At 47.5% G+C, this 19,216-nt stretch carries 15 protein-coding genes; 10 read left to right on the top strand and 5 right to left on the bottom strand.

The annotated features are described in order from the left end of the window. Positions 1 to 122 precede the first annotated feature (122 nt). The 4 genes from MKY98_RS25245 (at position 123) to MKY98_RS25230 (ending at position 6,343) form a co-directional block, all read left to right on the top strand. Complete coding sequence (locus MKY98_RS25245; RefSeq protein ID WP_029518712.1) at positions 123 to 1,790, top strand: ABC transporter substrate-binding protein; 1,668 nt, start codon at positions 123 to 125, stop codon at positions 1,788 to 1,790. A 14-nt stretch (positions 1,791 to 1,804) separates the two neighbouring features. Next, complete coding sequence (locus MKY98_RS25240; protein ID WP_029518711.1) at positions 1,805 to 2,785, top strand: ABC transporter permease; 981 nt, start codon at positions 1,805 to 1,807, stop codon at positions 2,783 to 2,785. Positions 2,786 to 3,224: 439 nt separating this feature from the next. Continuing rightward, a complete protein-coding gene (locus MKY98_RS25235) occupies positions 3,225 to 4,148 on the top strand; it encodes a carbohydrate ABC transporter permease (protein WP_029518710.1) in 924 nt (307 codons plus the stop codon). Positions 4,149 to 4,210: 62 nt separating this feature from the next. Continuing rightward, on the top strand, positions 4,211 to 6,343 hold the full coding sequence (locus MKY98_RS25230) for an endo-1,4-beta-xylanase (protein ID WP_029518709.1): 2,133 nt from the start codon (positions 4,211 to 4,213) through the stop codon (positions 6,341 to 6,343). A 179-nt stretch (positions 6,344 to 6,522) separates the two neighbouring features. On the opposite strand, the gene hxlB is transcribed toward MKY98_RS25230, so the two are convergent. Beyond that, a complete protein-coding gene (gene hxlB / locus MKY98_RS25225) occupies positions 6,523 to 7,080 on the bottom strand; it encodes a 6-phospho-3-hexuloisomerase (protein ID WP_069012217.1) in 558 nt (185 codons plus the stop codon). Positions 7,081 to 7,085: 5 nt separating this feature from the next. Further along, the gene (hxlA, locus tag MKY98_RS25220; RefSeq protein ID WP_029518706.1) at positions 7,086 to 7,721 is read right to left on the bottom strand and encodes a 3-hexulose-6-phosphate synthase; all 636 of its coding nucleotides are present in this window, start codon (positions 7,719 to 7,721) and stop codon (positions 7,086 to 7,088) included. Positions 7,722 to 8,278: 557 nt separating this feature from the next. Here hxlA and MKY98_RS25215 point away from each other — a divergent pair. Further along, the gene (locus tag MKY98_RS25215) at positions 8,279 to 9,154 is read left to right on the top strand and encodes a DNA-binding protein (RefSeq protein ID WP_069011008.1); all 876 of its coding nucleotides are present in this window, start codon (positions 8,279 to 8,281) and stop codon (positions 9,152 to 9,154) included. 193 nt (positions 9,155 to 9,347) lie between these two features. On the opposite strand, the gene MKY98_RS25210 is transcribed toward MKY98_RS25215, so the two are convergent. Both MKY98_RS25210 and pepT read right to left on the bottom strand, forming a co-directional pair. Continuing rightward, positions 9,348 to 10,184 carry a methyl-accepting chemotaxis protein gene (locus tag MKY98_RS25210; RefSeq protein WP_069011007.1) on the bottom strand — a complete coding sequence of 279 codons (837 nt, stop codon included), beginning with the start codon at positions 10,182 to 10,184 and terminating at the stop codon, positions 9,348 to 9,350. A 198-nt stretch (positions 10,185 to 10,382) separates the two neighbouring features. Then, entirely contained in the window at positions 10,383 to 11,618 is a 1,236-nt protein-coding gene (gene pepT / locus MKY98_RS25205; RefSeq protein WP_029518703.1) for a peptidase T, read from the bottom strand. A gap of 143 nt (positions 11,619 to 11,761) precedes the next feature. Between pepT and MKY98_RS25200 the strand changes: the two genes are divergently transcribed. The 5 genes from MKY98_RS25200 (at position 11,762) to gpmA (ending at position 17,626) form a co-directional block, all read left to right on the top strand. Then, on the top strand, positions 11,762 to 12,826 hold the full coding sequence (locus MKY98_RS25200; RefSeq protein ID WP_069011006.1) for a LacI family DNA-binding transcriptional regulator: 1,065 nt from the start codon (positions 11,762 to 11,764) through the stop codon (positions 12,824 to 12,826). A 200-nt stretch (positions 12,827 to 13,026) separates the two neighbouring features. Next, on the top strand, positions 13,027 to 15,321 hold the full coding sequence (locus MKY98_RS25195) for a glycoside hydrolase family 2 protein (RefSeq protein ID WP_069011005.1): 2,295 nt from the start codon (positions 13,027 to 13,029) through the stop codon (positions 15,319 to 15,321). Between the two features lie 242 nt (positions 15,322 to 15,563). Then, positions 15,564 to 15,851 (top strand): hypothetical protein, encoded by a 288-nt coding sequence (locus tag MKY98_RS25190; RefSeq protein ID WP_029518700.1) that lies wholly within the window; start codon positions 15,564 to 15,566, stop codon positions 15,849 to 15,851. A gap of 148 nt (positions 15,852 to 15,999) precedes the next feature. Beyond that, a complete protein-coding gene (locus tag MKY98_RS25185) occupies positions 16,000 to 16,740 on the top strand; it encodes a Bax inhibitor-1/YccA family protein (protein ID WP_023990900.1) in 741 nt (246 codons plus the stop codon). Positions 16,741 to 16,876: 136 nt separating this feature from the next. Further along, positions 16,877 to 17,626 carry a 2,3-diphosphoglycerate-dependent phosphoglycerate mutase gene (gene gpmA, locus MKY98_RS25180; protein WP_069011004.1) on the top strand — a complete coding sequence of 250 codons (750 nt, stop codon included), beginning with the start codon at positions 16,877 to 16,879 and terminating at the stop codon, positions 17,624 to 17,626. A gap of 64 nt (positions 17,627 to 17,690) precedes the next feature. Here the strand turns inward: gpmA and MKY98_RS25175 are convergent, their stop codons facing one another. Then, complete coding sequence (locus tag MKY98_RS25175) at positions 17,691 to 19,184, bottom strand: alpha-amylase (protein WP_039271815.1); 1,494 nt, start codon at positions 19,182 to 19,184, stop codon at positions 17,691 to 17,693. Between the last annotated feature and the right edge of the window lie 32 nt (positions 19,185 to 19,216).

Genomic DNA, 19,216 nt, shown 5'->3' with positions numbered 1-19,216 from the left:
ACGGCATTTTATAAAATGAAAGTGCTTACAATTTAGGGCGTGCGGGATTCCCAGTGCTTGCGGTACGTCCGCACGATATTCACACACAATCGACAAAAGAGGGCGAAAGGGGAAGGTCTGGCATGACAAGCAAAAGGTTCGGAATCATCGGTCTGGTAATGGTTATGATGGCATCTATGATCACTGCTTGCTCAGGGAGCTCGGGCAAGGAGCCAGCGTCAGGAGATAGCAAGGAGAAAGTCACATTCACGTATTTTAATGCCACTGCGGGCAGGGACATTAATACCAATGAAACGCGGATCGGCAAGATCCTGGAGGATCAGACGGGGGTAAACTGGAAGCTGGAGCATTTGGTGGGTGATTCCAATACGAAGATCGGTACATTTATTGCCAGTAACGATTTCCCGGATGTGATAGTACCGGATGGCACGATCGATAAGCTGCTGGATGCCGGGGCTTTTATTCCCCTGAATGATTTGATCGACAAATACGGACCGAATATTAAGCGTGTATATGGACCGTACTACAACTTGATGAAGGCGGAGGATGGGAACATTTATTTTCTTCCGCTCAGTGCGGTGGTAGGCGATTATTTACCTGCGCCTAACTTGGAGCAAGGAGCCTTTTGGGTGCAACGCAGGGTATTAAAAGAAGCGGGATTTCCAAAAATCAAAACACTTGACGAGTATTTAGCCCTGATTCGTAACTATGCGAAAAAACATGCAGATGAGGGCTTGACTGGGTACCTGGCGTTAACCACGCAGGATAGGTTTTATGCTCTTACGAACGCGCCGATGCATCTGGCAGGCTATCCGAATGATGGCGGCACGATTATTGATATGAAGACACACCGGGCCACGGATTATGGAGATATGGAAATCACAAAGCGGTATCTGAAAGAGCTAAATCAGCTCAATGTAGAGGGCCTATTTGATAAATCGTCCTTTGTGGACAATTACGATCAATATTTGGCGAAGCTGACTTCGGGTAAGGTGCTGGGCTTTTTTGACTACCGCTGGCAGGCGGGGCAGGCCCTGAATAATCTGCAAGAGGCTGCCAAGCAATCGGGCAATGATGATATGGAGTATATAGGGCTGCCTATTGTATACGACCAGAATATAAAGGATCAGTACATTGATCCGTCGTCATTCGTTAATAACCGAGGCATAGGAATTACGGTCAGTGCCAAGGACCCGGTACGTATCATCAAATTTTTTGACAACCTGCTGACGGACGAAAACCAGATATTATCCAACTGGGGAATCAAGGGGGAAACCTATGATGTAGATAAAAAAGGACGCTTTTACCGGACTGAGGAGCAAATTAAGCAGACTGGTCAGGACGCGTTCCGCGAATCATTCGGGTTCAAATATTTTGAATATAGTTGGCCGCGATACGGTAGCGGTTCTACCCTGCCTGACGGTAACTCGGTTGGCCCCGGACGGCAGCCTGAGGTTGCGCGTATGTCCTACACCGAGGGAGATAAAAAGCTACTAAAAGTCTATGGTGTAGAGTCCTTCTCGCAAATGTTTTCCGCACCTGACGAGCGCCCATGGTATCCGGCCTGGAGTATTCCGATTGCTCAAGGCTCAACTGCGCAGCTCTTCCAGCAAAAGAAGGGGGACCTACAGCGCAAATATTTCCCGCGTTTGGTGCTGTCTGCACCGGAACAGTTTGATGCGATTTGGAATGAATACACTACTGAATTCAACAAGCTGGATGTAAAGGCGTATGAGGAGTTGATCACGAAGGAGGTTGCCAAAAAAATCGAAAATCCCGGTAAAAAATAAAGGAGGAAGCAGCTATGGGCCACTCGTCACCACCACCTGTCACGATCTCCCCGGATCATTTTCCGCCCTCGCGGCGAACCGGCTTTAGGGGATTTATGCACAAGCTGAATCAGCAACGGGCACTAGTATGGATGTCCGTCCCTTTTTTAATCTGGCTGTTCATCTTCAAGTATTTGCCCATCTGGGGCTGGACGATTGCCTTTCAGGATTTTAAGCCTGCCCGCAAGTTGCTCGATCAGCAATGGGTTGGATTAAAGCATTTCCATTTTCTGTTTCAGGATGAACACTTTCTGCGGGTCATGCGCAATACGCTGGCGATGAGCTTTATTAATTTGGTGTTGGGCTTTGTCACCGCTATAACACTAGCAATTTTGCTGAATGAGCTTCGTCAGCTCGTATTTAAGCGGGTGGTACAGACGATCAGCTATCTACCGCATTTTATTTCGTGGGTGGTCGCGGCCAGCATCATTAGTACGGCGCTATCTGCGGATGGCGGCATCATCAATGAGGTGCTGATGTGGCTGGGATTGATTAAGGAGCCTATTCTGTGGCTGGGCGAAGGAAGCTATTTCTGGGGCATTCTCGGTGCATCGGAGGTATGGAAAAATGTCGGCTGGAATACCATCATTTATTTGGCCGCGATGACGATGATTGATCCCTCGCAGTATGAAGCGGCTGAGATGGATGGAGCAGGGCGTTTTCAGCGGATTTGGCATGTGACATTACCCGGATTGAAGCCTGTATTTATCATCCTGCTCATTATGAACATCGGCAATCTGCTGGAATCCGGCTTTGAGCCGCAATACTTACTGGGCAACGGTATGAACGTGGATTACTCGGAGAATCTGGATATTTTTGTGCTGAAATATGGTATCCAGATGGGTAATTTCTCGCTTTCCATTGCTGCCGGGATGTTCAAAACGGTGGTCAGCTTCATCTTACTGTTTAGCGCCAATCATATTGCGAAGCGGTTAGGGGAGGAGAGATTGTTCTAAAAAAAGAGTGAGTTTCTGGGGAGGGCTCGTTGTCGCTTCGCGTGCGGATTGTTCTTCCGATCGCTGTTATCCCCGTATTTTCTTATTGGAATAAAGATCATAGGTTAAAATCCGGGGATAAAGGCGAACGCTCCGCTTCTTCAGAACAATTCCGCCCGCTCCGCTGCTACCCGCCGTAAAGTCACTTTTTTTGAGAACTGAGGGTAGTGGCAAGGGGAGAACTTAGGGAAGGCGCGTGACTCGCGCTTCCTTGGGTAAATGCGCCATGATGGTTGGCTCAGCTTCGCTTTCGCTTGTTTTTAGGACTGCTAGTGGTGGTGATAACAGAAGGTGCGAGCTCATTCATACTACGGGTGCAGGTCAGTGGATTTTTAACAGGCCGCTTCGCTGACCTTATCAGTCAGATGATTAGGCTATTTTTTAGAAAGGAGCGGAAGTCATGGGTAAAGGGAAGGCTGTACACGGGCGATTTCGGGCCCCCTCGGATCGGATTTTTGATGCGTGCAATATTCTGTTTATGCTCTGCCTGATGGTGTTCACGCTGTATCCGTTCTTGAATACACTGGCGGTTTCGTTGAATGAAGCGAATGATTCGATACGGGGCGGGATTTATTTGTGGCCACGTGAATTCACGTGGAGTAATTATGAATTTGTGTTCAAGGAAGCGACGATTTTTCATGCTACGCTGATTTCTGTATTACGTACGGTTGCGGGCACGGTGACTTCGGTGTTTTGCTGCGCGATGGTGGCGTACACGATCAGCCGGCCGGAATATGTGCTGCGTAAATTTGTTTCGATTGCTTTTATTTTAACGATGTATTTTAGCGGTGGACTGATTCCGAACTTTCTCCTGATTCGTGAGCTTGGGATGCTGGGGACTTTCTGGGTGTATGTTGTGCCGGGATTGATTGGGGTGTTTAATGTGATTGTTATTCGCTCCTTTATTGAGGGATTGCCGGAAGGGATTTTGGAGTCGGCGCGTATTGACGGGGCTGGGGAGTTTTCCACTTTTATGCGCATCGTTTTACCGCTGTGTGTTCCCGTGCTAGCGACGGTGTCGCTGTTTACAGCAGTCGCGCAATGGAATTCCTGGTTCGATGTGTTTTTGTACAATTCGTCATATGAACAATGGAGCACTCTTCAATATGAGTTGATGAAAATACTGCAAAATTCCAACACGTCTGTTAACACTCAGGACTATGCGAGCCAATTCGCTGGTTCGGAAAATCTAGCGAAGTCGGTCACGCCTACCTCAATTCGGGCCACGATGACGATTGTCGCTTCAGTGCCTATTATTTTAGTTTATCCCTTTTTGCAAAAATACTTTGTGAAGGGTATGACCTTGGGCGGTGTCAAAGGATAGTAAATGAAAACCAATGGTGCCAAATACCAATTCCAAAAAATCGGAGTACGGGAGGGATTGCTTTGCGGTCATGTTGGGTTAAGCCTTTTTGTCTGGTACTGGCTGGAGCGCTGTTGTTATCGCCTGTCGGTTGGTGGGGGGCGTCTGTACTAAAGGCAGCTCCGTCTATAGAACATTCCCCGCCCGTTTCGGATACGGTGCTGTCAGCGGGTAATATCCATAAGACCATTGGAACGTATGGATTTGAGCAAGGAAACAGCGACGGCTGGAAACCCCGGGGAACTTATACCCAAATTGCATCCGTCACGGAAGCAGCATATGGCGGCACGCACAGTCTGAAGGCAACCGCCCGCACAGCGGCTTGGAACGGGGCGGAGCTGGATGTGAAGTCGCTATTGCAGCCGGATGTAGAGTATGAAATTAGTGGCTATGTGAAGCTAGATGGTCATTCTGCGGTTCCGAGCATGGTTAAACTTACAGTGGAGCAGCAGCCGACAGACGGGACTACGACATGGAAGACGGTAGCGCAGACGGAGACGGCGGATACATCGTGGATTAAACTTCAGGGGAAATATACTTTTACCGGGGGGATGGATGCATTGAAGCTGTATGTGGAAAGCTCGAATCCCGCGCAGGCCTACTATGTGGATGAGGTAGAAATAACACAGGTATCGAAGACGCCAACGGAGCCGGCCCATGGTATCGTATCCGGGTTTGAAGAGGGTACGGCTCAAGGATGGGTGTCCCGTATGGGAGCCGAGACCGTGCAGGTTTCGGATGCCGATGCACGAAGCGGCTCATACAGTCTGCTGACAACAGGCAGACAAAAGACATATGCCGGACCGAAGCTGGATGTGACTGCTACGATGCAAAAGGGCAGCCGATATACGGTCAGTGCCTGGGTGAAGCTGGCGCCGGGTGAGCAGCCTGCCAAGGTGAGGCTCAGCGTGCAGCGTGATCACCAAGGGAATAGTTCGTATGAAACTGTTGTAGGCGACACGGCTACTACGACAGGGGGATGGATGCATTTATCTGGTACGTATACGCTCGCGCATGATGCAGACACTGTTTCTATGTATTTGGAAACGGCAGAAGGAACGTCTTCCTTTTATATGGATGATTTCGAACTGTCACTTGTACCACCACTGGCTATTGAAAAGGACATTCCTTCTTTGCATGGATTATATGGGGGACAGTTCAGCATCGGCACGGCGATTGAAGCTTTTCAGACCGAAGGGGCTTACGGAGAGTTGGTACAGAAGCATTTTAACAGCGTCGTTGCAGGGAATGCGATGAAGCCAATCTCCTTACAACCGTCCGAGGGACAGTTCCATTGGGAGGAAGCAGACCAAATTGTGCAGTTTGCTAGACAGCACGGACTAGAGATTCGCTTCCATACCTTGGTGTGGCATAACCAAACTGGGGATTGGATGTTCAAGGATAAGAATGGACAGCCGATGACACCGACTGCTGAAAATAAAAAGCTTTTGCTGGATCGGCTGGAGACGCATATTCGCGCTGTTGCAGCGCGGTATAAAAATGTCATCACCGATTGGGATGTGGTGAATGAGGTCATTGATCCTGATCAGCCGGATGGCATGCGCCGCAGCAAGTGGTATCAGATTACCGGTACGGATTATATTGAAAAAGCATTCCGTGTCACGAGGGAAGCGGCGGGCCCGAACGCACGACTATTCATTAACGATTACAACACGCATGAGCCGAAGAAACGGGATTTTCTGTACAATTTGGTACGTGATCTGCTCGCTAAAGGTGTACCGATTGACGGGGTAGGCCACCAATCGCATATCCGCCTAGAGTTTCCCGCTATTAGCGAGATTGAGCAGTCCATCGAAAAGTTTGCTTCGCTTGGTCTGGATAATCAGATTACCGAGCTGGATATGGGTCTTTATTCCAATGACACAGATCGCTATGAAACGATTCCAGAATCTATGCTGATCCGGCAGGCTCACCGCTATCGGGCGCTGTTCGATATGTTTTCAAGGCAGCAGGATCATATCAGCAATGTGACGATTTGGGGTACGGATGATGGAAATACGTGGCTCAGCACGTTTCCAATAGCCCGGCTGGATAAGCCGCTATTATTCGACGAACAGTTAAAGGCCAAATATGCCTATTGGGCACTTGCTGATTCGTCCAAAGTCCCGCCGTTGCCAGCAGGGAATAACGAATAAATGGTTTGAATACATGCCGGCCTTTGTTATCTCACCTGAACGCAATGGCGGTTTTACGGAAGTATGGATTGGCATGTATGCTGTATCGAACGTCCGCTTATACAAGCATAAAAGCAGGCTGTCCTTTACATTTCACATGTGAAGGACAGCCTGCTTTGTTATCGTAAAGGAATCGCGGTTTATTCCAAGTTAGCGTGTTGGCCAAACATAGATTCGGAGGTCAGCTTGCGCAGCTCCATCGTTCTGAGTACCAGTGCATCACCGTACAACAGCAGGGTTTGCTCAAACAATGAGCCCATAGGCTGAATCGTCTGGTAATCCTTGTTGGAAGGATCCTTGGGTGCACCGGGCAGCTTGACGATGATATTGGCCAGTTTGCCGATGGTAGACTCGGGGGACGTGGTTAGAAGCGCCAGAGAGGCCCCGAGTTTCTTTGCTTTTTCTGCCATGGAGATCAGGCTTTTGGTTTCGCCAGAGCCTGAACCAATAATGAGCAGGTCGCCCTCGCCCAAGCCGGGAGTTACGGTTTCACCCACCACGTAAGCTTGAATTTCCATGTGCATCAGTCGCATCGCCAGCGAGCGAATCATGAACCCTGAGCGGCCCGCACCTGCCACGAATACCTTATTCGCAGCGTTGATGGAGTGGATCAGCTGTTCCGATTCCGCATTGCTGATCAACTGTGGAACCCATTGTAGCTCGTTGAGTACCTCAGATAAATATTGAGAGGTTTCCATTGGGGTTAACCTTGTTTGATGAGCTGTTGCATTTGGGAAGCTACAGCCTTTTTGTCGTCCTCGCCAGTGATACCACCGCCGACGATAACCAGATCCGGTTGAGCCTTCACGACTTCAGCCAATGTGCTCAGCTTAATACCGCCAGCCACGGCAGTTTTGGAGTTTTTCACGACTTGTTTGACGGTTTGCAGTGCTTCGAACGGGCTTTGTCCTTCAGCTTGTAGATCGTAGCCTGTATGCACACAGATGTAGTCAACGCCCAGAGCGTCAATTTCTTTCGCGCGTTGCTCCAGGTTTTTAACACCGATCATATCCACCAGGATTTTTTTGCCGCCTTGTTTTTTCGCTTCTTCTACTGCACCTTTGATTGTTGCATCTTCAGCTACAGCCAAAATCGTAACGATATCTGCACCAGCCTCGGAAGCTTTTAGCACTTCATAGCCCCCTGCATCCATAACCTTCAGGTCAGCCAGCACTTTCAGATTCGGGAATGCTTCTTTCATTGCTTTTACTGCATGAAGTCCTTCATTGATGACAATCGGCGTACCGATTTCTACGATGTCAATATACGACTCTACTTCTTTTACCAATGCAATCCCTTGCGGGATATCTACTAAGTCTAAAGCCAATTGAAGTTCCATGTTATTAACTTCACTCCTTAAGTGAATTTGTATTTTGATGAACAGGTACATGCTCTGTTGAGTATTACTCTATACTTTAATTTCATGCACAGGTTTGATTGTAAGGCCCAGCTATCCGGTTGAAAAGTACGCACTAATTCGTAACGTAGTTACCCCCACGATACTATAGCATCATAAAAACCATCCATGAGAGAGCCTATACTTTGTCTTTTTTAGTATTATTTCTATAAGGAGAGTCAACTATTCGTAACCGAGGATTTTGCAAAAATCCCATAAGCGACTTCCAATGAACAAGATATAGATCGAAATGGTTTGGTTCGTCTATATCTTGCACTTCGAAGCGACTGGAATCGAATTTTGCAAAATCCATAACCGTACACAGCAATGTAAGGTTGCAAAAAAAGAAGATAGCGATGATTGAATTGACTTCAAGTTAGGTTTTGACTATATTTGCAATATACGGTATGCAAAAATGGAGGCTAGCAGCATAACTGCCCTGAAAAATAGCCATTGGGCTAGGGGTAACCGCAATTTTCAGGCTAGGGAGGCGGGGTCTAATGGAAGAGGTCTTGAACCAAAGGGAAGCCATTTATTTGTTGTCGGACAGTCACGAACTCGATAAAGCTTGTGAGTTGTTTAGACTCAGCTACACACATAATGATTGGGATGAAGCGAACAAAGTAGCAGACTTTCTGCATACGTTGGCTGAAAACCTGTATCACACCCAACTGAGAAATGCTGCAGACGGCAAGTATGAGACATTGGACACCAAACACCCGCTAGTGTTTTATTATGCTTACAGTTATCTGGCGAAGTCTATTTACTATCAGAATATGGGCAAGTATGAGGAAGCTAGAAACTATATTATGAAGTATAGCGAAATGGGCTGGTTTATGGGGCTGGATCAGAGCGGTCACGAAGAAGTAGAGAGATTCCGTTTCCTCGCCAAGGCCAATTTATTTACGATTGAGTTACTTTCGGGGAGAAGGGAACTTTTGCCTGAGTACGTTCAATTTCTTCATGACAATGAAGAGGAGTTACTTCCAGGATTGGTTGGTATTGCGGAAGCGGCTAACTTGAATAATTGGAATATAGACGACCTGCTGAACGATTTTGCTGATGATATTAAAATATTTGAAGGTTATGAAGATAGAGCAAACCGCGTATATTATCTAAAACTGGTCAACCAATTGGCCATTTACCATTTCAAGAAGAAGCAGTACTCCGTTGCCTTAAATTATGTTCTTGATTCTCTGCAATTCTCTGCCAATGTAGAAGTGGATGCCAATTTCAGGACATTGGTTGCTCTGTTTGAGACTTATCGAGATTGGGCAACACCATCACAGCAAGAGCAATACCAAACCATTTTATTAAGGGGGCTTCATGCTGAAAAAGGCATTAATCTCGGTAACTATGGCCTTGGCGTCTCTTAGTATTGCTCTTCCGGTGGGAAATATTTGGGAAGGGTTAGACCCTGTGATTCCTTCAAATCATGGTGTTTTTTCTTTTTCTTATCCTGCTTGAGTTTCAGATTTAGATCCTTAAGCCCGATAGGCCTTTTGTACATAAAGGGAGCACACTTTTACGCATTTTGCGATCCGTGTGCTCCCTTTTTTATGCCAAAATTTATTTTACGACATACGAAGTCAGGCTATTGGCCAGATGTTGCATCGTTTCACTCGCCTTTTGCATACGGTCCATCACTTCAGTGAAAGAGCCTACCAGAGTCGCCTGCTCTTGAGAAGAAGAAACAATTTGCTCAATTTCCTGCTCCATTTGATGAATGGAGTTCTGTACATCCTTAAGGGCCCCTTCAATATCGACCGTCGCCTTTTTGGATTCTACGGATAGCTTGCGCACCTCTTGAGCGACGACACCAAAGCCTGCTCCTGCTTCTCCGACACGCGCGGCCTCAATCGCTGCATTCAATCCAAGCAGGTTGGTTTGATCGGAAATTTCCTTGATGAACACAGCTACCTGATTGATTTTACCCGAGTTTTGCACAGCGATTTGGGTGTTTTTCAAAATTTGTTCACTGGTTGCCTGAAGTTCCTCGGAATGAGCTGCTACATGCTGTACCATATCAATGAGCTGCTCGGTGATGGAGCGGTTCTCGGATACGAATTGATCCAGTTGATTTTTGTTAGTCAAATTATAAGAGGCCGCAAATGCTGCAATGACTTCACCTTTCTCGTCCAATACAGGAATACTGATCATATCCAGAGGAAAACCTAGAATTTCAGCAGGAATGTGGGTCAGGCTGGTCTCACGTCCATTTTTAAGCATGGCAAAATTCTTATAGTCCTCGAGTAGCTCCGAGCCTGTTTCAAAGCCGAGGTCCATACCCTCCGATTGGGTATACATAAGGACATGAGTTCGGTCGAAGAGAGCAAGGGTCACTTTCTCACGCATGATCTGTTGTATGTAGGGAATGGCTGCAATTAATGCATCTATTGTATTCAAATAGATAACCTACCTTTCTTTACTAGGTATATTTTTTATAGTCTCGTATATAGTTGTCGGTCTAAAGATGGATAAAAGTTATAAAGATATTGAATCTTTAAGGAAGTGAAAGCATCAGAAAAAAAGGCATACCATTTCCATTACGAAACGATATGCCTTCTATTTAATCTGAACGTGTCAGTGCTGCGTATAGGTAGTTCACTTGCCGCGTTGCTCGAACAGTTGTGCGATTTCCACAATAACCTTGGTAGCGAGCACCATGTTGTCCACCGACACATATTCAAACTTACCGTGGTAGTTCTCCCCACCTGTAAAAATATTCGGTGTAGGCAGTCCCATGTAGGATAGCTGTGAACCGTCTGTACCGCCACGGATCGGCTTGATAATGGGTTCGATATTCAGCTTTGTCATTGCTTCATAAGCGACATCGACGATATGCTTGACTGGCTCTATTTTCTCTTTCATGTTGTAATATTGATCTCTCAGCTCCAGCGCAATACGGTTTTCTCCATATGCGGCCTGCAGCTCTTTGACTACATTTGTTAAATAAGCTTTCCGGTTTTCAAAGCTCTCGCGGTCAAAATCACGGATAATATAGTACAGTTTAGCTTGTTCTGCGGTGCCTGTAGAATCCAAGAGATGATAGAAGCCATCATATCCGTCTGTATATTCCGGGGCTTCGTTTGCAGGTAACCGACTGTGCAGCTCCATAGCGATTTTGGCAGCGTGAATCATTTTGTTTTTAGCCGTACCAGGATGCACATTCACACCGTGAATGGTAATATGGGCGGCTGCGGCGTTAAAGCTCTCATACTCCAGTTCTCCGAGCGGTCCGCCGTCTACCGTATAGGCATATTCAGCGCCAAAAGCGGCTACATCAAAGCGTTCCGGTCCTCTCCCAATCTCTTCGTCCGGTGTAAAAGCAACGCGAATTTTGCCATGTTGAATTTCTGGATGGTCAATCAGGTAGTGGATAGCTGTCATGATTTCTGCGATCCCGGCTTTGTTGTCTGCACCGAGCAGGGTGGTACCATCTGTTGTGATCAGGGTGTGGCCTTTATATTGAGTCAGTTCGGGAAACTCACGTGGAGAAAGAACCACACCAAGCGAAGCATTCAGCGTGATATCGCCCCCATCATAGTTTTCCGTCAATTGCGGCTTTACCCCTGCACCAGTCAGTTCGGTAGCCGTATCGAGGTGAGCGAGAAAACCGATGACGGGAACCACTTTATCCGTATTGGAAGGAAGGGTTGCCATCACATAACCATGATCATCAATGGTTACGTCTGTCATACCAATGGCTTTCAATTCGTCCACCAAAAGGTTGCCCAATGTAAGCTGTCCAGGTGTAGTGGGGCAAGTGTGGCTGCTTTCATCAGATTGGGTATCTACCTGAACATATGTAGTCAGGCGGTCAATCAGTTCCTGTTTCATGTGGATATCCTCCTTGGTGTCATTTCTATTATGGTAGGTATTTTATCATGATTAGGCTTATAATATGAAAAAAATGGTTGAACCTTTTGGGGATAATAGTAAAATAAAAGTAAAAATAGAGTAAAATCTTAAAGGAGTCTGCAATGCCTACGTTAAAAGATATCGCCCAGGAGGCAGAGGTTTCGATATCCACGGTCTCCCGAGTGCTAAATTATGATGAGACACTGTCTGTATCAGAGGAAACGCGGCGCAAAATTTTTGAGGTTGCCGAGCGTATGAAATATACGACTGTTAAACGTAAAAATGGCGGTATTGGTCGTCAGCCCCGCAAGAAGGCGGAGGGACCCATCCGGTTGGGTATGGTGCACTGGTTTAGCGTGTACGAGGAACTGGAAGACCCTTATTATCTGTCTATCCGGTTTGGCGTGGAAAAAGAGTGCCGCCAAAGCGGGGCACAGCTGGAGCGTATTTTCAGAAGAGAGGACCTGACTGCGCTGAAGGCGTCATCCGAAGGGCTGCATGGGCTGATCGTGCTGGGGCATTTTAGCAGCGAAGAGGTAGAACGTATGCTGGAACTGCCCATTCCTTGCGTTTTTCTGGATCATTCGGTAGAGCGCACAGGGGCAGACTATGTGGTCATTGACCTTGCTCGCGCTACAGCTGATGCACTGGATTATTTGATGGGCGCAGGCCATCGTCACATCGGATATGTTGGTATGGGCAAGGATGAGCAGTCCCATGATTCCGAACGAGTCGAGCTAGATGCCCGCTATGAGACATTTTTGCGGTATCAGGAACAGCACAGGCTGTGCACGTCGGATGATATTCATGTGTGCGGCGGAACGGCGGCAGACGGCTTCCGTGCGATGGAAGCGGCTATTTTGGCAGGACCAGAAAACCTGCCTACAGCTTTCTTTGTTGCGAGCGATTCGGTGGCTATTGGGGTGTTAAAGGCACTGGAGCGGCATCACCTTGCGGTGCCGGAACGGATCTCCATTGTTGGCTTCAATGATATTCCGACAGCGGAATATTTGACCCCATCTCTGTCAACGGTCAAAACGCATACCGAACTGATGGGAGAAACGGGTGTTCAGTTCTTGCTGCATACGGTACGCAACGGTCCCAACGAGGTAGGGCGCAAGGTCATCATTCCGACCGAGCTAATGATTCGCAACAGCAGTGCGCCGCTACATACCGATGCCCCATAAAATCAACGTTATGGATTTGGACAGCCCTGCCTTCCGGGGCTGTTTTTTTGATTGTAAAAAGATACAAAAATGGATTGACAATTGTCTTGTAAATGCTTACATTTAACATATATTTATTTTACCAAATTTTACTCGTTATTTTTACTCAAATATTTTACTATGGTATAAGAGTGAAAAATAAAAGGTTGAGGTGACTGCCCATGCGTACCATTTTGCCGTTGAATGACCAATGGTTTTACCTTCCTGAATATGTCGAGAGCGAAGTAAGCGCAGGCATTGATGCGAGTCGGTATGAGCCAGTTCAGCTGCCGCACACGAATGTAGAGCTGCCGTACAATTATTTTGACGACAAGGCATTTCAGTTTATTTCTACGTATAAAAGAGAGCTGGACATTCCGGCAGATGCCAAAGGTAAGCGAGTGTATGTTGATTTTGAAGGAGTCATGACCTATGCCCAGGTATATCTAAACGGGGTAAAAGCGGGGGAGCATAAAGGTGGATATACACCGTTTAGTGTTGAATTGACCGAACTTGCCGAGTATGGCGGCTCCAATGTGCTCACGGTCATTGTCGATTCCACGGAACGGGACGACATCCCTCCCTTTGGGGCAGTCATCGACTATCTGACCTACGGCGGTATTTACCGCGAAGTGCAGCTGCGAATAGTGAAGCCTGTACACCTCGGAACGGTATTCGTTCAGACACCGGAGCCGCTTGCGGCAAATAAGGCGGTGCGCGTCGTCGTGGAGCTGGAGGGCATCGGTGATCAGCAGGACGACTTGACAGTCGCACTGCAATTGCTGGACGGAGCGAGCGTGAAGGCGGAGACCGAGCTGACAGCGGTGACGACGGCGGAAGTAACGCTAGAGCTGAAAGAGCTGGGCGGCCTGCAGCTGTGGGATATAGATAGTCCCAAGCTATATGAAGCGAAGCTGACGCTGCTACGAGGCGGAGAAGAGTTGGATCAGGTGACCGTGCGCTTTGGCTTCCGCGAGGCCGAATTTCAGCCGGACGGTTTTTACTTGAACGGGCGGAAGATCAAGCTGCTCGGCCTGAACCGTCACCAATCCTATCCGTACGTTGGCTATGCTATGCCCAAAAGAGCGCAGCGTCGTGATGCAGATGTGCTCAAGGAGGAGCTGGGGCTGAATATGGTACGGACATCCCACTACCCTCAGTCCCGTCATTTTCTAGACCGCTGTGATGAGATCGGATTGCTCGTTTTCGAAGAGATTCCGGGTTGGCAGCATATTGGCGGTGAAGCGTGGAAGGACCAGGCGGTGAGGGACGTAGAGGACATGATTATCCGTGATCGTAATCATCCCTCCATCGTCATCTGGGGCGTACGAATTAATGAGTCGCAGGATGACCATGATCTGTACACGCGTACCAATGAGCTGGCACGAAAGCTAGATCCGACCCGTGCTACGGGTGGTGTGCGTTATATTGTAGGCAGTGAGCTGCTGGAAGACGTATATACGATAAATGATTTTGTTCATGATGGTGGGCACAAAAAATATTTGGCGAAGGAAATCCGCAATTTTGATACGTATGACGATACAGAAGGCGTAGATGGCGAAACGACAGGCTTGCGCCAGCCGTCTTTCGTTACAAAGCTGGATCATCCGGTCCCTTATCTGGTAACGGAATATAACGGGCATATGTACCCGACCAAGCGTTTTGACCAGGAGGAACGGGTAATGGAGCATGCACTGCGCCATACGCGGGTCCAAAATGCTTCCTATGCCGATGAGGGCATTGCCGGAGCGATTGGCTGGTGTGCTTTTGACTATAACACGCATGCTGATTTTGGTTCCGGTGATAAAATCTGCTACCACGGTGTCATGGATATGTTCCGCCTGCCTAAATTTGCAGCGAGCGTGTACCGGAGCCAGAAGAACGTCGAACAGGAAGTCGTTATGGAGCCGGTCACTTACTGGTCGCGTGGCGAGCGGAATATCGGAGGCATCGTGCCGCTGGTCGTGTTCACCAATTGCGATGAGGTGGAGTTCATCTACGGTCATGAGCGCAAAGGTGTTTATCGTCCGAACCGAGAGAAGTACCCAGCGCTTCCTCACCCCCCTGTCGTGATCGACGAGTTGACAGGCCACTGGGGCATGAAGTGGGAAGACGCTGTATTCATTGGGTACATAAATGGGCAAGAAGTAATACGTAGATACTATTCACGTAATCCGGTGCCGACAGAGCTGCGCGTAGCTGCAGATGATACAGTGCTGGAAGCCGGCGATTGGGATGTCACTCGAGTGGTAGTCGATGCTCTGGACGAATACGGCAATGTATTGCCGTTCTATGCAGATCCCGTTTCGGTGGAGGTCGAGGGAGTGGGTGAATTGATCGGTCCTTCGAGCTTATCTCTGATTGGAGGACGTATTGCATTCTGGATTCGGTCGAAGGGGGAGGCTGGACAAATTCGTGTGAAGGTTTCTGCGCCTTCCCGTTTCGGTCCGCAGGAATTGAGCATTCACGTGCAATAATGAAGCAAAGGCAACATACAATCCTACTAGCCACTTTTTATAACGTTTGAGCCTTCCATTATTTAAAAAAGGAGTTGTCCGCAGATTCTGTAAAGGATCTGAGAGGGCAACTCTTTTTTACATATATAGGGTACGTTAATCTATGAGTCTTTTAAATTGTGTCTTATTACTGAGTCACTTAACGTTACGTTCATAGATTGGAAGCATAGAATACACTATCAAAAGCAAGGGAGGTGAAAACTATGGCGATTCTTTTACCTTCGCAATTCTACAATCTTGCTGCTGGTGTGGGTAAGTCCTTTTTTGAAAACCTGAGAGGCGGTAATAATGCTACAATTACCGTGAATAATACGGGTGCCAATCCGGTTGATCTTGTGGTTACCCGTGTCAATGCTCCTGTGATCACTTATGTTATCCCGGCGGGCAACAGTCTAACGTTAGAAGTTGCTTTGCTGCTGGTAGCTGCTCTTCAGGCGACTCCAGTTGGAGCAGTAACAGGTACAATCCAAATTGCTACATCTGATTTCTAACTTGTAACGACCTGACTCTCTAACTCTAGCTTTGCCGAAAGGCAAGGTTAGAGCTTTTTTTGTTTGAAATTTTCTGAAACTTTTTTCATATTGTGCCGATATATACATATAGCATAGCAAACAACAACATCGAAAAGGAGTACCCTGTATGAGCTTTAGCAATCCGGTTTTACGTGATGACATCTTTTTGCGCGAAGATGAAAGAGAAGCTAGTGAACAACGCATGACCATTGGAGGAACGGTGAACAAAACGTTGCTTCTGCTGGTTCTGCTCATCGTCTCTGGCAGTATTACCTGGTACATGACCTATGAAGGAACTGTAGAGGTGCTATCTTTGCTGACGGCAGGATTTATTGGTATGGCAGGCGTAGCACTTGCGATATCCTTTTTCCCCAAGACGGCTCCGTTACTCTCTCCTGTATATGCGATTCTGAGTGGTTTTGCTTTGGGTGGCGTTTCAGCCTTTATGGAGTATGAGTACCCGGGAATTGTGGCTAATGCCATTTTGCTGACCGTGGGTATTTTGTTCTTGATGCTCTTTATGTATACACAGCGAATCATCAAGGTGACACGCGGCTTTATCTCATTCGTGGTCCTGTGTACGATGGCGATTTTTCTGGTGACACTGGTTGATTTTATTTTGAATTTTTTCGGTATGAATGTTCCGTATATCCATGAAACAGGTTGGCTGGGCATCGGCATCAGTTTATTTATCGTGATCATTGCGGCTTTAAATCTGCTGGTTGATTTTAATTTTATTGAAGAGCAAGCAGATCAAGGCGCACCCAAATATATGGAATGGTATGGTGCTTTTGCATTGCTGGTGACTCTGGTATGGCTGTATGTACGGATTTTGGACCTGTTGGCCAAGTTCAGTAAGAGGGACTAAGTGCAGGGTGAGAAGAAAGGGATGGCTGAATGCCGTCCTTTTTTGTATTTTAAATAGACGGTTTAAAAATTGCATTTTACGTTAAATACATAGAAGTTGGGTAAAACATTAAGACAGACAGGAGAGGAGTGAGTACATGTATCAAGTAGTGCTGGTTAGGCATGGAGAAAGCGTGTATAACCGACAAAACCTGTTTACGGGCTGGACGGACGTGGACCTGACTGAACAAGGGACTCATGAGGCCATTGAGGCGGGACGTATTCTCAAGGAGGCTGGTTATACGTTTGATTTGGCATTTGCCTCTGTGCTAAAACGATCTATCCGCACGTTGTATCACATCTTGGATGAACTGGATCATCTGTGGATACCTGTGCAGAAGTCATGGAAGCTGAATGAACGCCATTACGGTGCTCTTCAGGGGCTTAGCAAGCTGGATTCTGCCGTTGAATACGGCGAGGAGCAGGTTCATATCTGGCGGCGTAGCCTGACAGTGCGGCCCCCCATGCTGGCTGAGAAAGACGAGCGGAGTCCGCATCGGGAAGAGCGTTATCGCAATATTAAGCCAGAAGAGCTGCCGCTTGGGGAAAGTCTGGAGGACACAGTGCATCGGGTCGGCGAGTTTTGGAAGCAGCGGATTGTACCTTTGATTCTCAAAAAGGATCGAGTTATCATTTCTGCACATGGTAACACTTTGCGGGCTTTAATCAAGTATATGGAGAATCTGGACGAAACCGCATTGCTGGATTTGAATATTCCGACAGGTATTCCGCTGGTGTATGAGCTGGATGAGCATATAGATCCCATCCGGCGCTTTTATCTCGGTGATCCGAGTCATGTAGAGGCTAAGAAGCAGGCTGTGGCCAACCAAAGCAAGGTAACGGAGTGAGTTTTCATACACAAAGAGGACAGGGCGCTTCCTCGCATCCTGTCCTCTTTGTGTTGGGTATAGATTAAGCGTTTGCTTCTTCTTCTGATTCCTGGCTGTCTTCCTCTGCGGGAAGTGCCCACACCGACACACTGCCGGCACGAACGGGAAATATGCCGTAGCCATCCTGCCCGATCTTTACGATATGATCGTGATGCCCGGTCAAATCTATCCATTCTTCCCCTGCACGTTGTTTACCTACGAACATGCGCTTTTCCCCGTCATTTGCGTTGGTGATCACCACAGCACATCCGGAGCCTTCCAGCTCAGGCACGCCTTGACGAACCCATCCAATCGTATGGGGATCATCGAAATAATCTTTTTGCTCACCATAAGCTTTATGGTACCGGGCATATAGTAGCGGGTCTAGCTCAGCTTGCTTGCCTTTCACGGGCGTTTGCCCCTGAATACCGTAGTAATCGCCGTAGAACACGCAGGGATAACCGTCCTTGCGCAGCAAGATAAGTGCATAGGCGCTGGGCTTAAACCAGTCCTCCACCCAGGATTCGAGCGCTTCGTGCGGCTGGGAATCATGATTATCGACAAAAGTAACCGAGTTCAGGGGATGGGTATGAACCAGCGTATCCTCGAAAATGGTGCTTAGATCGAAATCCTTGCCACCCAAGGAAGCGCTATGTAGTTTGTAGTGGAGGGATACGTCAAACAGGTCGATTTTATAATCAATGGTATCCAGGAACTTTTGACATGATTCCAGATCCGGTTTCCAAAACTCGCCTACCATATAAAAATCCTGCCCGCGTTTTTTAATCATTTCTGTAGCAAACTCTCGTACAAATTCATGATTAATATGCTTGATTGCATCCAGACGGAATCCGTTGCATTGCAGAGTGTCCACCAGCCATTTGCCCCAGCGGATCATCTCTTTGCGCACATCCTGATGATTATAGTCAATATTGGCGAACATTAAATAATCATAATTGCCGAATTCATCATCTACATTTTCGCTCCAGCTTTTATTTTTACCTAAAATACGATAGATTCCTGTCCGGTCCTGGCTCGCATCGTAATCGGTTCCGTTAAAATGTTCAAAGTTCCATTGAAATGTGGAATACTTCCCTTGTCGGCCGGGGAATGTAAATTTAGTCCAGCCTTCGATATCAAAGGGCTCGGAAATGACCTCATTGCGGTTATCCGGGTTGACCTCGACGACCTTGAATACTTCGGTTTCATCCGCACCAGCTTTATGGTTCATGACCAGATCGACATAGACGGCCACACCGTGACGAACGCAGGCAGCAACAGCTTCCAGCAGGTCTTCCCTGGTTCCGTATTTGGTGCGCACCGCGCCTTTTTGGTCAAACTCGCCCAGATCGTAAAGGTCATAGACGCCGTATCCCGTATCCTCGGGCGACTGGCCTTTGGTGACAGGTGGAATCCATATCGCGTCAATTCCTTTGGCCTTCAGTTCCGGTGCCAGGCGGGCAAGCTTCTTCCAGTGAGAACCGTCAGCTTCGACATTCCACTCGAAAAATTGCATCATCGTATGGTTCCTTTTCATGTGCGTCCCTCCTTTATATATAACAAGTTACC

Origin of the sequence: Paenibacillus sp. FSL M8-0228, assembly GCF_038007385.1 — a bacterium.
Classification (GTDB): Bacteria; Bacillota; Bacilli; order Paenibacillales; family Paenibacillaceae; genus Paenibacillus; species Paenibacillus polymyxa_D.
The sequence above is the reverse complement of the archived record's forward strand: the minus strand, read 5'-3'. Positions and strand labels throughout refer to the sequence as shown.

Excerpts from the sequence above, each read along its gene's own strand:
- gpmA (WP_069011004.1), top strand. The coding sequence starts at position 16,877 with ATGTATCAAGTAGTGCTGGTTAGGCATGGAGAAAGCGTGTATAACCGA.
- MKY98_RS25175 (WP_039271815.1), bottom strand. The coding sequence starts at position 19,184 with ATGAAAAGGAACCATACGATGATGCAATTTTTCGAGTGGAATGTCGAA.
- MKY98_RS25185 (WP_023990900.1), top strand. The coding sequence starts at position 16,000 with ATGAGCTTTAGCAATCCGGTTTTACGTGATGACATCTTTTTGCGCGAA.
- MKY98_RS25190 (WP_029518700.1), top strand. The coding sequence starts at position 15,564 with ATGGCGATTCTTTTACCTTCGCAATTCTACAATCTTGCTGCTGGTGTG.
- pepT (WP_029518703.1), bottom strand. The coding sequence starts at position 11,618 with ATGAAACAGGAACTGATTGACCGCCTGACTACATATGTTCAGGTAGAT.
- hxlA (WP_029518706.1), bottom strand. The coding sequence starts at position 7,721 with ATGGAACTTCAATTGGCTTTAGACTTAGTAGATATCCCGCAAGGGATT.
- hxlB (WP_069012217.1), bottom strand. The coding sequence starts at position 7,080 with ATGGAAACCTCTCAATATTTATCTGAGGTACTCAACGAGCTACAATGG.
- MKY98_RS25235 (WP_029518710.1), top strand. The coding sequence starts at position 3,225 with ATGGGTAAAGGGAAGGCTGTACACGGGCGATTTCGGGCCCCCTCGGAT.
- MKY98_RS25195 (WP_069011005.1), top strand. The coding sequence starts at position 13,027 with ATGCGTACCATTTTGCCGTTGAATGACCAATGGTTTTACCTTCCTGAA.
- MKY98_RS25240 (WP_029518711.1), top strand. The coding sequence starts at position 1,805 with ATGGGCCACTCGTCACCACCACCTGTCACGATCTCCCCGGATCATTTT.
- MKY98_RS25200 (WP_069011006.1), top strand. The coding sequence starts at position 11,762 with ATGCCTACGTTAAAAGATATCGCCCAGGAGGCAGAGGTTTCGATATCC.
- MKY98_RS25245 (WP_029518712.1), top strand. The coding sequence starts at position 123 with ATGACAAGCAAAAGGTTCGGAATCATCGGTCTGGTAATGGTTATGATG.
- MKY98_RS25215 (WP_069011008.1), top strand. The coding sequence starts at position 8,279 with ATGGAAGAGGTCTTGAACCAAAGGGAAGCCATTTATTTGTTGTCGGAC.